Consider the following 14,323-nt stretch of genomic DNA (forward strand, 5'->3'; position numbering starts at 1 on the left):
CGCTGCTTATTCAGAACGGGGAGTACGGCGCAGATGTTGTATTCTTGACATAAAAGATCAAGGCGACATAAAAGTAAAAGGGGCATGTTATCCTTAACATGCCCCTCTTTTAGACTGGCTTTCCTAATCCTTGCGAACCCAAACATCGCTGCTCTGCATACTGCATCCGTGGCCGCTGTACTTGCCTTCCTTCAATTCATTCCATGAACAGGAGATCCACAAGAGCTATTATGCCTATAGAAAAATTTTAGGATATAGGAGTTTTTCCTAAAATGTCTTAAAACTTCAAAAAAGTGAAAAACTATACTTGTCAAATAGGTGCCAGCTATTCTCGAACAGGCTAAGCTAGTTATCTTGTATAGTCTGTTTTTAGGAAAAGATGCGGATGGCATCTTTTTGTCATCATACTGTCATATAGCCTAGTTTCAATAGTCAACATGAGGAGTCCAACGTGGGATTTAACAATAGTCAGCGTTACTACCCTGAAACGCGAATGCGTCGGATGCGTGCCGATGATTTTTCCAGACGTTTAATGCGAGAAAACCTGCTGACCCCCAATGATCTTATTTATCCAGCTTTTGTTATTGAAGGTAAAGGGGAGCGTGAGACCATTCATTCAATGCCGGGTGTTGAGCGGTTGAGCATTGATCTCATGGTCAAGAAAGCACAAGAATTGGTGAGTTTAGGGATTCCGGCCATTGCATTGTTTCCTGTAACTCCGTTGACAGCTAAGTCCGAGTTAGCTGAAGAGTCATTTAATCCAGATGGCTTAGCTCAGCGAGCTGTGAAAGCAATCAAAGACGCCTGTCCTGATTTAGGTGTGATCACGGATGTTGCGCTTGATCCGTTTACTACGCATGGCCAAGATGGAATCATTGATAATTCAGGCTATGTTTTAAATGACAGAACCATTGAAACGCTTGTTGCTCAAGCCGTATCTCATGCGCAGGCAGGCGCCGATGTGGTTGCACCCAGTGATATGATGGATGGCCGTATCGGCTATATTCGTGCGGCACTTGAGGAGCACGGGCTTGTGAATACCCGCATCATGGCCTATTCAGCTAAGTATGCGAGTGCGTATTACGGCCCATTCAGAGATGCAGTCGGATCTGCGGGTAACTTGGGTAAAGGCAATAAATACAGTTATCAGATGGATCCTGCTAACAGTGATGAAGCATTGCACGAAGTCGCACTGGACCTAGCAGAAGGTGCTGATATGGTGATGGTTAAGCCAGGCATGCCGTATCTTGATATCGTACGACGCGTTAAAGAAGAGCTGAAAGCTCCGACCTTTGTTTATCAGGTCAGTGGCGAATATGCGATGCATATGGCGGCTTTTCAACAAGGTTGGCTAGATGAACGTAGTGTTATGCTGGAGTCCTTGCTTGCTTTCAAACGGGCAGGAGCCGATGGTATTTTAAGTTATTTTGCTGTGCGTGCCGCACAAGAGCTAAATTAAGGAAATTGCAAATGAGTGAAGAGGTTATAGAACAACTGGAAGCTGAAGCCCTGGCGGCTGCAGCCTTGCTTGAAAGTCGTGAAATTTTGCCGACGATAGACCCTATCGAAAAAGTGCCCGTCGATTTAAAAGCTTCAGAGTTGTATATCAACAGGGAACTCAGTCATTTGCAGTTTAACGTGCGGGTTCTGGAGCAGGCGCTTGATGAGCGTTATCCCTTGTTGGAACGGCTGATGTTTCTGCTGATTTTCTCGAGCAATCTGGATGAGTTCTTCGAAATTCGAGTGGCTGAACAACTTCGCCAACTTAAATACGGACGCGAAGATGTCGGTCCAGATGCGATGCACCCTCAAAAAGTGCTGGAGAAAATTCGCGAGATTTGTGAAGTGAATGTGGATCGGCAATACAAAATTCTCAATGAAATTATGTTTCCTGCCCTAGATGCGCAGGGAATACGTTTTGTGCGAAGAGGCGCTTGGACCACAGATCAAAAACGTTGGGTTAAAGCCTTTTTTGAAGAGAAAATAGTGCCCGTGATCAGCCCAATTGGGTTAGATCCATCCCATCCCTTCCCTAGGCTGGTTAACAAAAGTTTGAACTTTATTGTTCAGCTAGAAGGGAAAGATGCCTTTGGTCGCGAAACGGGTCTTGCCATTATTCCAGCACCGCGGTCTTTGCCAAGGTTGATTCGCTTACCGGATGAATTCTGTGAAGGTGGTGACAACCTCATTTTCCTTTCTTCGATTATCCATGAGTTCGCAGATGAGCTATTCCCTGGCATGCGTGTAAAAGGTTGTTACCAATTCAGGATTACTCGAAATGCAGATTTAAGTTTCGATATCGAGGAGGTTGAAGATTTAGCACGAACCTTAAGAGGGGAGCTTCACTCACGAAAATACGGGGATGCCGTGAGACTTGAGGTTGATCAACGCACACCAGAGGAATTAATCAGCTTCTTGATTGCTGAATTTCATTTGAACGATAGCCAAGTTTACCGTGTCAATGGGCCCGTTAACTTAAACCGTTTGATGGCAGTGAGAGACTTGGTTGATCATCCGCATTTACGCTGGAAGCCCTTTACGCCTGGCTTACCGGGCAAATTGAAAACCAGTAAAGATATTTTCGGTATCTTGCGTAAAAATGATCAATTACTGATGCACCCCTTTCAGTCGTTCACGCCGGTGATAGATCTGCTGCGACAAGCGGCCAAAGACCCTGATGTGATTGCGATTAAACAAACGCTATATCGAACAGGCGTCAAGTCCGACATTGTTAACTCGCTGGTCGAAGCGGCTCGAAATGGCAAGGAAGTCACGGTTGTGATTGAGTTGCGTGCGCGCTTTGACGAAGAAAGTAACTTGCAGCTCGCCAGTCGTCTTCAGGAAGCGGGATGCTTGGTCGTGTACGGTGTGGTTGGATATAAAACACATGCCAAAATGATGCTGATTATTCGCCGTGAGGGCAATAACTTAGTGCGCTACTGTCATTTAGGTACGGGGAATTACCACTCAGGAACCGCTCGTCTCTATACTGACTATAGCTATCTGACGTGTGATAAAGACGTTGGGGAGGATGTGCATAAAGTCTTCCAGCAGCTAACGGGTATGGGTAAGATCCAAAAACTGAAGAAGCTGTTTAATGCGCCCTTCACACTGCATGCGAGAATGATCGAGCTGATGCAGAATGAAATACGCAATGTCCAAGCTGGAAAAGTTGGCCGCATTGTTATAAAAGTGAATGGCTTAACTGAGCCGCGCTTGATCCGAGGGTTGTATGAAGCGTCTCAAGCGGGTGTGCAAATTGATCTTATCATTCGTGGAATGTGTCGACTGCGCCCTGAGTTGCCTGAAATCTCAGAAAATATCCGTGTGCATTCAATCATTGGCCGCTTCTTAGAACATACCCGTGTTTACTATTTTGAAAATGCGGGCGATCCATTGGTGTATTGCAGCAGTGCCGATTGGATGGAACGCAATATGCTCAATCGTGTTGAAACGGGTTTCCAAATCATGGGTAAGCATGCTGAGCGAATCAAGAAAGAGCTCGACTACTATATAAAAGATAACTGCCAAAGCTGGGAGTTGCATTCAGATGGAAGCTATTCTTTACTGCAGCCTGCCGAAGGAGAAGAGCGCTTTAGTGCTCAACAAGCACTCTTAGAAGAGCTTGCAACACTCTAGATTTAGCCTTCCTAGAAACATTCAAAAACAGCGACTTATAATAGTCGCTGTTTTTGTCTGGATGCAGATCAATAGCTGGTTTATATTACTAGGCTAGAGATAACACGATATAAGGAATGAGCATGACACTTACAGAGCTCCGTTACATTGTTACTTTAGCTCAAGAACAACACTTTGGTCATGCTGCTGAGCGATGCTTTGTTTCACAGCCGACGTTATCCATTGCGGTAAAAAAACTTGAAGATGAGTTAGGTGTTGCTTTATTTGAACGCAGTAAAAGTGCGGTGCGTGTGACGCCGGTGGGTGAGAAGGTCATACGCCAAGCGCAGGTTGTGTTAGAACAGGCTGAGGCGATTCGAGACTTAGCCAAAGAAGGCAAAGACCAGTTAGCCAGCCCTCTGCGTGTTGGTGCCATCTTCACGATAGGACCGTATTTATTTCCTCATTTGATACCGCAGATGCAAGAGCTAGCACCGCAAATGCCTTTGTATATCGAAGAGAACATGACCGAGACCCTACGCGGTAAAATACGCAATGGCGACTTAGATGCTATCATCATTGCGCTACCCTTTAACGAAGCCGATGTTCTCACCCGACCGCTCTATGAAGAACCTTTTATGATGGTGTTGCCAAAAGAGCATCCTCTCAGTTCAAAAAAAGAAGTCGACCCCTCAATTATAGGCGAGCTGAGAATGCTGTTACTGGGTGAAGGCCATTGCTTTCGAGACCAAGTGCTAGAGGCATGCCCCACACTGAACCAATCCTTTCATAACCAGCATACAGTGACTGAGGGCAGCTCCTTAGAGACGATTCGCATGATGGTGGCGTCGGGATTAGGCTGTAGTGTATTACCTCAATCTGCGATTGAAGGGCACCCCTCTAGCCACTTAGTTGCGGTGCGGCCTTTTTCTAAACCCAGTCCTATGAGAACCGTTGCGGTGGCTTGGCGGGCAAGCTTTCCACGTCCACAAGCGATTGAAGCACTTATGCAAGCGATCAGTCGTTGCCCACTTAAACCGATTCAATCAAAAGACTGATGCAGCAAGAATCCCCAATTCGTGATTTGAAGGGCGTTGGCGCTGCTTTAGAGCTTAAATTGCAGCGTTTAGGCATTACAACGATTCAAAGTTTAGTGCTTCATTTACCCATACGCTATCAAGATCGAACGCGTGTCCGCGAATTGGCAGATGTAGGGCCTAGCGATGAATGTGTCATTCAAGGTGAAATTCAAAGCACGGATATAGTGCAAGGACGCAGGCGAGCGCTGGTTTGTCGCCTTAGAGATGAAACAGGCGGGATTACCCTGCGCTTTTTTCATTTCGCGGCGGCTCAAATAAAAATCCTGTCCCCTGGAAAACAGCTTCGTTGTTTTGGTGAGGTGCGTCCTGGGCCGTCGGGTCTAGAAATGATTCACCCCGAATACAGGCTAGTCGCTCGTGAACAGAAAGACGCGACGGAAGAAACACTGACACCTGTCTATCCTTTAACAGAGGGGTTGCCTCAAGGACGTTTGAGGAGCTTGATCCACCAAGCACTCGAACAGCTAAAAGTCAGTGGATTAGACGACTTATTACCGCTTGAGGTCAAACAACATTGGCGTTTACCGGACCTGCTTGAGGCGTTACTCTATTTACATCAGCCTCCTCCCTCAGCCAATCTTGCATTACTTGAGTCAGGACGTCATCCGGCGCAGCGTCGGTTGGCGTTAGAAGAATTGTTGGCGCATCATTTGTCATTAGTGAAAGTCCGGCAGCAGATGCAGCAGCAACGTGCTAAGCCCTTACACACTAAGGGTGAGTTGGAAGCTCAGTTTCTAAAGCATCTACCTTTTGCCTTGACCTCGGCACAAATAAGAGTCAGTGAAGCGGTGTCTGCCGATCTGGCGAGGTCTATGCCGATGTTACGCTTGGTGCAAGGGGATGTGGGATCGGGAAAAACCATGATCGCTGCTTTAGCTGCGTTAAAAGCCATTGGGCAAGGGTGTCAAGCGGCGGTGATGGCGCCAACGGAAATCTTGGCTGAACAGCACTTTGCCAACTTTAAAGCGTGGTTTGAGCCATTGGGCATTACAGTGGCATGGTTGGCTGGCAAGGTAAAAGGTAAGCAGCGCTTAGAGCAATTGCAGCGAATAGCGTCAGGAGACGCGACGCTGGCTGTGGGAACCCATGCCTTGTTCCAAGAAGGTGTCACCTTTGCGAATTTAGTATTGGTTGTGATTGATGAACAACATCGTTTTGGTGTTCACCAGCGGCTTAGTTTACGGGAAAAAGGGCGTGATGGACGTATAGCACCTCATCAGCTCATCATGACCGCAACGCCTATTCCTCGCACCTTAACCATGACGGCCTATGCCGATTTGGATTGCTCTATCATAGATGAGCTACCACCTGGACGAACACCCGTCAAAACGCTTGTCATCGCTGATACAAGACGCGATGAAGTCGTGGAGCGTGTGCGTGCCGCATGCGGCCAGGGTCGTCAAGCTTACTGGGTATGCACCTTAATTGAAGAGTCCGATGTTCTGGAGTCGCAAGCTGCAGAAATAGCTGCACAGTATTTAACAGAGTCCTTGCCTGAGCTGCGTATTGGTTTAATTCATGGGCGAATGAAAGCGTCTGAAAAAGCTAAAATTATGGCGGACTTCAAAGCGGCAGAGCTGGACTTGTTAGTGGCGACGACGGTGATTGAGGTGGGGGTCGATGTGCCGAATGCCAGTTTAATGATTATTGAAAACCCAGAACGTTTGGGATTAGCGCAGTTGCATCAACTCAGAGGAAGGGTGGGACGAGGCAGTATCGAGAGTTACTGTGTGCTCATGTACCACGCTCCTTTATCCCAACAGGGGCGTGAGCGCTTACGTGTTATGAAAGAAACCACAGATGGTTTCAAAATTGCTGAAAAGGATCTGGAATTGCGTGGTCCCGGTGAAGTCTTAGGCACTCGGCAAACCGGGCTCATGCAACTTCGAATTGCCGATTTGCAGCGTGATGCCGATCTTTTACCTAGCGTAAAAAACATCGCGCAAGCCATATTGAAGCATGATGCATTAAGCGATGCCATTATTCAGCGCTGGATGGGCAGCAGTGAAGCCTACGCTCAGGTATAATTCCGACTTCAATGATCTAAAGAGTAGAAAAACATGCAGCCTACCGATATTCAGTTGGACATCATTACTCGGCAATTGGGGCGTCAGCCTAGAGGAATTGCAGCGATTGCGCATCAAACCGAGGCAGGAGTTCCTGTTGTCTTACAAATGCGGTCTTTGGTTCAGGGCAAACCCTTTCCAACACTATTTTGGCTCTGTAGCCAAGATTTGGATAAAGAGCTAGCACGCATTGAAAGCACTGGCTGGATAAAGCAAATGGAGCAGGAACTACAAGAGAACCCTTTGCTGCTAGAAACATACCGTCAGCAACAACAAGATTATGTTGATTTGCGTTGGAAGTTGATGGATCCAGAGGATCGTCGTTTGATTGAAGCTCAAGGCTTTGTGGACTTATTTAACACGCTTGGAATTGGTGGGATTGCGCAGTGGGATAAAGTGCGTTGTTTGCACATGCAGTATGCGCATCACTTAGTGGCAGACAATTTGATCGGGCAGCGATTAGACCAAGAGTTCGCGTTAAATGAGTGCAAGTTGAACTTTTGAACAATTGAAGCCACCGCGTTAAGCGGTAGCTTCATAGCAAAGCGATTTATTCTTTACCTGTGAGTAACTTGTACTTGATCATCAGCACGTCCTCTGTCTCGACATGCTCAGGATCCTTAGGAATACAGTCGACCGGGCAAACCTCGACACACTGAGGTGTATCGTAATGTCCAACACACTCTGTGCATTTGTTCGGGTCGATTTCATAAATCTCTTCACCCGGATAAATGGCCTCATTGGGACATTCGGGCTCGCATACATCACAGTTGATGCATTCGTCGGTGATCATCAATGCCATGACGGCTACCTCATTGACTTCGTTATACGTTAGGTTGACTCAAATACTGAATAAGTGACGCTGATACCTTTGGGTGCACAAATTGGCTGACATCTCCACCTAGTGATGCGATCTCTCGAATCAAGGTTGAGGAGATATAGGTCAAATGCTCTGCGGGTGTCAGAAACAGACTTTCGATATCCGGGCTTAACTTACGATTCATATTCGCGAGTTGAAACTCATATTCAAAATCTGAAACCGCCCGCAATCCCCTCAGGATAATATTGGCTTGTTGTTGACTAAGAAGGTCAGCCAATAAGCAATTAAATCCCACGACTTTAACATTCGGCACATGCCGTAATGACTCTTCAGCCAACTCGACTCGCAAGCTAAGCGGCAATAGAGGACGTTTTTTAGGGCTTTCAGCAACAGCAACCACTACTATATCAAAAAGCTTACATGCCCGCTCGACCAAATCGGTATGTCCGTTGGTGATTGGATCAAATGTACCAGGGTAAACGGCCGTATTCATAATATCCCCAAGCGTATCAGCGGTGTACTTGCGCGGATCTTAGCCCAATCAGGGGGCGTGTACAAATACAAAAAGAGTATGGTTTGAGTCTATAAAGTAATAAAAAAAAATTTCTTAACCCATATAGTTATATAAATTTTACGTGTATTAGCATTTTTATGAAAGCCTTTCCTCCTTGGACGATGCCATCATTATTGCTTGAAGCTCGTTTGATCGTATAGAGTAGCCCTTAAGGATGAATAATCATAATCACAAGCGAAGTCTAAGGAGCGATATGCCTCGTCGAACAAAACAAGAGTCAGAACAAACGCGATCTGCCTTATTGGCTAAGGCACTTGAGCTGTACGCAGATCGGGGAATTGAGCATGTGTCATTAAAGGAAATTGCCGCTCAAGCGGGGGTGACACACGGCGCTGTTTATTGGCATTTCAAAAATCGAGATGATCTTTTATTTCAGATCTATCATCAAATCGAGTTACCCTTTGAGATTCAGTATATTGAACAAAGGCAATCGGCTAAACAAAACCCCTTGCAGGCGTTACAGGATTATTTAATGGGGGTTATTCATCTAGTGACTACCTCGACCTCTGTACAGCAAGGGTATCGTTTATTTTTCACTCTACCTGCATCTCCGGCTTTGGCTTCAATGGCGGAAAGGCTCTTGGAAGATCGAGAAATGGTCACAAGCCATTTACGGTATTTTTTAAAGCAGGCAAAAAAGCATAAGTTACTTCAAAAGAAATTATCCGTTATTTTGAGTGCTCAGAGTTTAAGCTTGGTGTTGTTTGGATTGCTGGATCAGAGCCTTGTTGAATCTGATCCAAAGCAGTATAAAGCCCAAGCACATAATTTAATTCATATCGTTATGCAGGGCATGGCAGCTGAAAAAGCCTAGGCTCTTGCTTAATCTACTTCAGGATTTGAATAGAGATAGAGCCGATATGCCACCTGACCTGCTACTTTTTCGCGATAAAGCTGCCATGGTGTTGTTGCAATGTCAGGTATCCATTCACTTTCCGCTTCGACATACACGAGTGCGCCTGTGTTGAGCAGGTTTTTAGTCTCTAGTAACTGTAACATTGGCTTGATTAGCCCTTTTCGAAAGGGTGGATCAAGAAATACAAGGTCGTAGCGAGCCTCTTGATCTTTTAAGCGGGACTCTAGCCATTGCAAGGCATCTTGATGCAAGACGGCACCGTTTTGGGCTTTGAGCAATTGTAGATTTTGTTTGATTTGTTGAACAACTATCGATGATTGGTCGACAAAGGTGACAGCCGCAGCTCCTCTAGATAAGGCTTCGAAGCCTAATGCACCGCTACCGCAGCACAGATCAAGGCAGTTTGCGCCTGGAATAGAGGTTTGCAACCAGTTGAATAAGGTCTCTCGAACACGGTCGGGCGTCGGGCGTAAACCTTCTACTGGAATAAACGGGATTTTACGACCTCGCCAAACACCAGCAATGATACGTAAGTTTGAAACGTCGCTTGGTATCTTATCACGAGAGCGAGCAGCACTATTTCGGCGAGTCATAGTTAATCCTAGGGCAAAATGTCAGTAAGGACGCAAGCTTAGATTCAGTAAATGATCATTGCTTAGGTTATCTAGCATCCAGTTGTGCAGTGTGTTGATGTCGGCCTGTTGTAAAGAGCTCAACGCTGTTTGATAGGCGTCAGGAGGCCAATTAAAACGTGTCATTAGGTCTAGCCAAGCCAACATGCCTAGCTCCGAGCTTGTTTGTTGCTCAAGAGTCGCTGCTAAATTGGCCTTTGCTGTTTCAAGAGAGGGTGTGACTAAGGGCATGATGGTGTTGATATCAACACGGGCAAAGTTTGTTAGTGCATCAGCGTTAGATGCTGATTGATAGATCATCAAATAGCCAACAGATTCTGAGGGTTGCCAAAGCAATCGAAACTCTCCTGATTGCGAGTTGATCCACTCTTGCAAATAAAGAGCAGCCAAACGGCCCATCACCCAATCTTCAACCTGGTGGGCAGGTCTTAGAGGCCAAGCTTTTAAGTGAAAAAATTCGGATTGATAACCCTCTAAGGTAAGGTTAGCGGCAGTAGGGCGCTCACTGGTACTGAGTTGTTTTGAAACAAAAGCATCGGATGTCCGCTTTCCTTGAAAGTTGCCACTTAAATGATAACGCCCTTGTGAGTCGGCTAAGACTTGTTGGTAGAGCTCTGGGGCAATGGCGGAAGTGGAGGGTTGGGTTGATAGCCAATTCGCCGCAGCTGATAACAATTTTGATTCGGCTCCTTGCAGCGTCAGGCGTGCTTGCGCCAAAGCCCTCATTTGTAATTGCTGCCAGTCTGTTTCTGGAGGTTGGGTTAATAGTGCCCAGAATGCGGATAAAGACTGTGTTTCCGGGATGTTTTGAAATACTAAATTGATGACGAGGTGAGTCTGGAAGCGCTCTAAGTAGAAATCAGAGCTTTGTTTTTGCAACCAATCTTGAAGGTCCTTTTGAAGGATGCGTTGGCCAAGGGCATCGACTAGAGCATTTTGCTGAGCAAGAGCGGTCTCACTGAGCGCCGGAGAGGTTGGAATCGGAATGCGAACCAGCACCCTATCTGTTGTCAAAGGCAGCAAATAATGCGGTGGGTTGGCTTGAAAAACGATTTGATCCAGTGGCTGGGGTTTCTCTCTCCCAGTTGCACTTAATAAGACAATTGCAATGGCAACAAACCACATGAGCCAGTATAGGTAGCGTCGATTAAAAATAGGCTTGTATTCAGATGAACTCATAGTGTTTTGTCGGTTTGTCGAATGAATGGTTGTGGTAAGATATCGCAATTAGAGACTTTTTATCCACTATGGCCAGCATAAGGCCTCAATCGCGGACTCAAGAACGTTATGGAATCATTCTACACTTGGATGCTGAATAATGGCATAAACCCTTCATTGTTACTTTACATTCTAGGCGGTTTGGTTTTAGCAATTGCTGTCTACGTGTATCTTAAAAAAGATCGCTCTGAACTTATAGAAGAGCCTGCAGAAAAGTCTAGCGAAGAAAAGCCTACCGACAAGCGCACAGAAGAGCCTACGCCAGCGCCTAAGAATGACCTAAGTGATGTTAAAGCGGCTGTAGCGATTGAAGAGCCTCAGCCTGCTGCAGAGTCGCCTGTTTCAGTAGAATTCACTGAAACAACATCCTCTGTTGATGAGGTGCCATCTAAGCCGCAAGAGGTAGTTGTTCCTGAGTCTGAACCTGAACCCTCTAGCTCGATCGATGTACCGTCTGATATTCGTGCAGAGGCTGAGTCTGATGCTCAAACCCTTAACGAGCCCGTTGTTGAACCTGAAATTAAAGACGTTGTGGCCGTTGAAACAGAACGCCAAGCTGACGTCCTAGAGCCTAAAGCTGCAGCAGAAACCAGTCTGGTTGAGCCTGAACAAAAGGATATTCTTGCACCTGAAGTGTCGTTAGAAGTGCATGATCTTGCAGAGGCAGAGCCAGAGGTCGAAGTCACCGAAACTGAAGCGAAAACGCTTGAGTCGTCAGATGTTGATGCTCAAGACGTGCCTGACACTAAAGCCGCTGACGTCGTGCAAGAAGAGCCAGTTGCCGCCCCGACACCCCTCGTGGCCAAATCAGAGCCAGAAGAAGCACCAGAGCAACGGAAAAAACGTTTATTTGATCGTATTCGCAGTGGTTTAAGCCGCACTAAAGAGAACCTGACCTCACAGATCAGCGAACTCTTTGGCAGTAGTAAAGAAATCGATGACGACTTGTTAGAAGAACTTGAAACGCTCCTGCTCACGGCCGATGTTGGGATGGATGCGACCACCGCACTGATGGCGCGTTTAACCGAAAAAGTGGCACGCAAGCAGCTCAAGGATCCTCAGGCCTTGAAGGATGCACTAAAAGCCGAGCTCATCGAACTCTTGAGTCATGTCGAGCAAGGCTTAGTATTGCCTGCGGCGGATAAGCCTCAAGTGATTTTAGTCGTGGGCGTGAACGGGGTGGGTAAAACAACAACCATAGGCAAGCTTGCCAAGCGTTTTCAGGCGGAAGGTAAGTCTGTCATGTTGGCTGCCGGTGATACTTTCCGTGCTGCCGCTGTTGAGCAACTACAGGTTTGGGGTGAGCGCAATGCAGTCCCCGTTGTGGCGCAACATACGGGTGCTGATTCAGCTTCTGTGATTTTTGATGCACTGCAATCTGCCACCGCAAAAGGCATTGATGTGCTCATTGCTGATACGGCGGGTCGCTTGCAAAATAAAGAAAACCTGATGAATGAATTGGCCAAAGTTGTCCGTGTTATGAAGAAAATTGACCCTGAGGCGCCGCATGAGGTGATGCTGGTGTTGGATGCAGGCACCGGACAAAATGCGATTAGTCAAGCTAAGCAGTTTCAAGAGGCTGTGGGCGTAACAGGGATTACGTTGACTAAATTAGATGGAACCGCGAAGGGAGGTATCATTTTTGCGGTTGCAAAACAGTTTGGTTTGCCGATTCGCTTTATTGGCGTAGGCGAGCAAATTGATGACCTTAGGCCCTTTGCAGCAGATGAATTTGTTGCCGCATTGTTTGACTGAGGCAGGGTATGGCAGCCATTCAATTTCTTAATGTCGGTAAGCGTTATTCAGAAGGACATGATGCACTGATAGGCGTAGATTTTACGCTGGAGTCAGGAGAAATGGCATTTCTGACCGGTCATTCTGGTGCGGGTAAAAGCACGTTGCTTAAACTCATCATGTTGATGGAGCGGGCAAGTCGAGGTCATGTGCTGGTGGGCGATGAAGACTTAGGAGCGCTGCCAAGGCGTCTAGTGTCTTGGCATCGACGTAGAATTGGCGTGGTATTGCAAAACCATCAGCTGCTATTTGATCGCTCTGTCTTTGCAAACGTCGTTATGCCTTTAGAAATAGCCGGTTATGCACCCGAAGATGCCGCCCGACGTGTTCGGGCCGCGTTGGATAAAGTTGGCTTATTAAATCGAGAAAAGCACAACCCTATTACCCTGTCGAGCGGTGAGCAGCAGCGTGTTGGCATTGCAAGAGCCATTGTGCATAAGCCGCAAGTGCTCTTGGCAGATGAGCCAACAGGAAACCTAGACCCTGAACTGTCGGAAGGGGTGATGCGTTTATTTGAGCAGTTCAATCGGATAGGGACAACCGTCTTGATTGCAAGCCATGATCTTTCCTTGATTCATCGTATGCGTAAGCGAACCTTGGTACTTAAAAATGGGAGGCTTGTCTCCGGTGTCTAAACACGATATGAATCAAGGTAGTACAACGCCTCGTCGAGGTGCGCAACGTCATCACATCAGCTTTAAGTCAAAAAGCCATGGTTGGTTGCGTCACAATCGGGTTGTGGCACTAGATGCCTTGCGCCGCATGTTCCTTACTCCGGTAGCCACTCTCATGACATTGGCTGTTCTGGCGGTGTCCTTGGCATTACCCGGCTTTCTCATGACCGCTGTCAATAATATCCAGCAGTTTAGTGAAGGCTTTGATGCCAATCCACGCATCGCGCTCTATCTCAAGACGTCTGTTTCAGATGCTCGAGCAGAGCAGTTTAGCTTGGAACTCATGCTCAATCCGGCGCTGTCCGGCGTAGAGTTGATTGATAGAGAAAAGGGTTTACAAGAGTTTTCATCCTACTCGGAATTTGCCAACTTATTAGAGCTGTTTGATACCAATCCCTTGCCAGCGGTTGTCTTAGCTTTGCCATTGGATCACAGTCCGCACATGTTGCAGGCCTTACAAAGTGAGTTGCTGGCGTTACCTGAGGTTGAGGAGGCGCAGTTGGATTTAGAGTGGATTCAGCGTTTAAATGCGTATGTGGTGCTTGCAGAACGCTTTAGCTGGGTATTAAGTGCTTTATTAGGCTTAGCTGTATTGCTGGTCGTGGGGAATACACTGCGTATGTTGCTAGAAAGCCGACGAGATGAAATTTTGGTTGCAAAGCTGGTTGGGGCAACAGATGCTTGGGTTAGGCGTCCATTTTTATACTCTGGATTCTGGTATGGGCTGATTGGCTCCCTCTTCGCAATTGTTATGGTCAGTTTTGCCATCCATTTGATTGATCAGCCTGTAACAGAGTTGATGAGCTTGTATGCTAGCCGCTTCGAACTTGAAGGGTTAGGATTCAAAGGCGGGTTTACACTCATGGTAGTGGGTGCCACTCTTGGCCTTTTAGGTGGTTTCTTATCCACAGGCCATCATTTGCGTGAAATAGAGCCGGATGATCGTTAGGCGCTTGCAATTTTACTCGACA

Annotated in this window: 13 protein-coding genes; 9 read left to right on the forward strand and 4 right to left on the reverse strand. The window is 46.8% G+C overall.

Going from position 1 to position 14,323, the window contains the following annotated elements:
• Window positions 1-451: 451 nt before the first annotated feature.
• The 5 genes from hemB (at window position 452) to DN062_RS17705 (ending at window position 7,288) form a co-directional block, all read left to right on the forward strand.
• Complete coding sequence (hemB, locus tag DN062_RS17685; RefSeq protein WP_112160627.1) at window positions 452-1,459, forward strand: porphobilinogen synthase; 1,008 nt, start codon at window positions 452-454, stop codon at window positions 1,457-1,459.
• Between the two features lie 11 nt (window positions 1,460-1,470).
• Window positions 1,471-3,639: a polyphosphate kinase 1 gene (gene ppk1 / locus DN062_RS17690; RefSeq protein ID WP_112160628.1), complete on the forward strand. Its 2,169-nt coding sequence runs from the start codon at window positions 1,471-1,473 to the stop codon at window positions 3,637-3,639.
• Between the two features lie 122 nt (window positions 3,640-3,761).
• Complete coding sequence (locus DN062_RS17695) at window positions 3,762-4,676, forward strand: hydrogen peroxide-inducible genes activator (protein WP_112160629.1); 915 nt, start codon at window positions 3,762-3,764, stop codon at window positions 4,674-4,676.
• A complete protein-coding gene (recG, locus tag DN062_RS17700) occupies window positions 4,676-6,745 on the forward strand; it encodes an ATP-dependent DNA helicase RecG (protein ID WP_112160630.1) in 2,070 nt (689 codons plus the stop codon). The genes DN062_RS17695 and recG overlap by 1 nt, the downstream gene beginning before the upstream one ends.
• A gap of 33 nt (window positions 6,746-6,778) precedes the next feature.
• Window positions 6,779-7,288 carry a DUF501 domain-containing protein gene (locus DN062_RS17705; protein WP_112160631.1) on the forward strand — a complete coding sequence of 170 codons (510 nt, stop codon included), beginning with the start codon at window positions 6,779-6,781 and terminating at the stop codon, window positions 7,286-7,288.
• A gap of 46 nt (window positions 7,289-7,334) precedes the next feature.
• Here DN062_RS17705 and DN062_RS17710 read toward each other — a convergent pair whose 3' ends face one another.
• Window positions 7,335-7,586 (reverse strand): YfhL family 4Fe-4S dicluster ferredoxin, encoded by a 252-nt coding sequence (locus DN062_RS17710; protein ID WP_112160632.1) that lies wholly within the window; start codon window positions 7,584-7,586, stop codon window positions 7,335-7,337.
• Window positions 7,587-7,608: 22 nt separating this feature from the next.
• Window positions 7,609-8,097, reverse strand: a complete 489-nt coding sequence (gene coaD / locus DN062_RS17715) for a pantetheine-phosphate adenylyltransferase (RefSeq protein ID WP_112160633.1) — start codon at window positions 8,095-8,097, stop codon at window positions 7,609-7,611.
• Window positions 8,098-8,371: 274 nt separating this feature from the next.
• On the opposite strand from coaD, the gene DN062_RS17720 reads away from it, so the two are divergent.
• Window positions 8,372-8,992: a TetR family transcriptional regulator gene (locus DN062_RS17720; protein WP_162301324.1), complete on the forward strand. Its 621-nt coding sequence runs from the start codon at window positions 8,372-8,374 to the stop codon at window positions 8,990-8,992.
• 8 nt (window positions 8,993-9,000) lie between these two features.
• Here the strand turns inward: DN062_RS17720 and rsmD are convergent, their stop codons facing one another.
• Together rsmD and DN062_RS17730 are read right to left on the reverse strand one after the other, a co-directional pair.
• Window positions 9,001-9,627: a 16S rRNA (guanine(966)-N(2))-methyltransferase RsmD gene (gene rsmD / locus DN062_RS17725; RefSeq protein WP_112160635.1), complete on the reverse strand. Its 627-nt coding sequence runs from the start codon at window positions 9,625-9,627 to the stop codon at window positions 9,001-9,003.
• Between the two features lie 21 nt (window positions 9,628-9,648).
• Window positions 9,649-10,845 (reverse strand): hypothetical protein, encoded by a 1,197-nt coding sequence (locus tag DN062_RS17730; RefSeq protein WP_133256782.1) that lies wholly within the window; start codon window positions 10,843-10,845, stop codon window positions 9,649-9,651.
• A 108-nt stretch (window positions 10,846-10,953) separates the two neighbouring features.
• On the opposite strand from DN062_RS17730, the gene ftsY reads away from it, so the two are divergent.
• Genes ftsY through ftsX form a run of 3 tightly spaced genes read left to right on the forward strand, consistent with a single transcriptional unit; the run spans window position 10,954 to window position 14,301 of the window.
• The gene (ftsY, locus tag DN062_RS17735; protein WP_338039990.1) at window positions 10,954-12,639 is read left to right on the forward strand and encodes a signal recognition particle-docking protein FtsY; all 1,686 of its coding nucleotides are present in this window, start codon (window positions 10,954-10,956) and stop codon (window positions 12,637-12,639) included.
• Between the two features lie 8 nt (window positions 12,640-12,647).
• A complete protein-coding gene (locus DN062_RS17740; RefSeq protein ID WP_112160638.1) occupies window positions 12,648-13,313 on the forward strand; it encodes a cell division ATP-binding protein FtsE in 666 nt (221 codons plus the stop codon).
• Window positions 13,306-14,301, forward strand: coding sequence for a permease-like cell division protein FtsX (ftsX, locus tag DN062_RS17745; protein WP_239995840.1), 996 nt, complete (start codon window positions 13,306-13,308; stop codon window positions 14,299-14,301). The genes DN062_RS17740 and ftsX overlap by 8 nt, the downstream gene beginning before the upstream one ends.
• Window positions 14,302-14,323 lie beyond the last annotated feature (22 nt).

It is taken from the genome of Nitrincola tibetensis (assembly GCF_003284585.1).
Taxonomy (GTDB): Bacteria; Pseudomonadota; Gammaproteobacteria; order Pseudomonadales; family Balneatricaceae; genus Nitrincola; species Nitrincola tibetensis.

Excerpts from the sequence above, each read along its gene's own strand:
- DN062_RS17740 (WP_112160638.1), top strand. The coding sequence starts at position 12,648 with ATGGCAGCCATTCAATTTCTTAATGTCGGTAAGCGTTATTCAGAAGGA.
- DN062_RS17695 (WP_112160629.1), top strand. The coding sequence starts at position 3,762 with ATGACACTTACAGAGCTCCGTTACATTGTTACTTTAGCTCAAGAACAA.
- DN062_RS17720 (WP_162301324.1), top strand. The coding sequence starts at position 8,372 with ATGCCTCGTCGAACAAAACAAGAGTCAGAACAAACGCGATCTGCCTTA.
- rsmD (WP_112160635.1), bottom strand. The coding sequence starts at position 9,627 with ATGACTCGCCGAAATAGTGCTGCTCGCTCTCGTGATAAGATACCAAGC.
- recG (WP_112160630.1), top strand. The coding sequence starts at position 4,676 with ATGCAGCAAGAATCCCCAATTCGTGATTTGAAGGGCGTTGGCGCTGCT.
- ftsY (WP_338039990.1), top strand. The coding sequence starts at position 10,954 with ATGGAATCATTCTACACTTGGATGCTGAATAATGGCATAAACCCTTCA.
- coaD (WP_112160633.1), bottom strand. The coding sequence starts at position 8,097 with ATGAATACGGCCGTTTACCCTGGTACATTTGATCCAATCACCAACGGA.
- ppk1 (WP_112160628.1), top strand. The coding sequence starts at position 1,471 with ATGAGTGAAGAGGTTATAGAACAACTGGAAGCTGAAGCCCTGGCGGCT.
- DN062_RS17730 (WP_133256782.1), bottom strand. The coding sequence starts at position 10,845 with ATGAGTTCATCTGAATACAAGCCTATTTTTAATCGACGCTACCTATAC.
- DN062_RS17705 (WP_112160631.1), top strand. The coding sequence starts at position 6,779 with ATGCAGCCTACCGATATTCAGTTGGACATCATTACTCGGCAATTGGGG.
- DN062_RS17710 (WP_112160632.1), bottom strand. The coding sequence starts at position 7,586 with ATGGCATTGATGATCACCGACGAATGCATCAACTGTGATGTATGCGAG.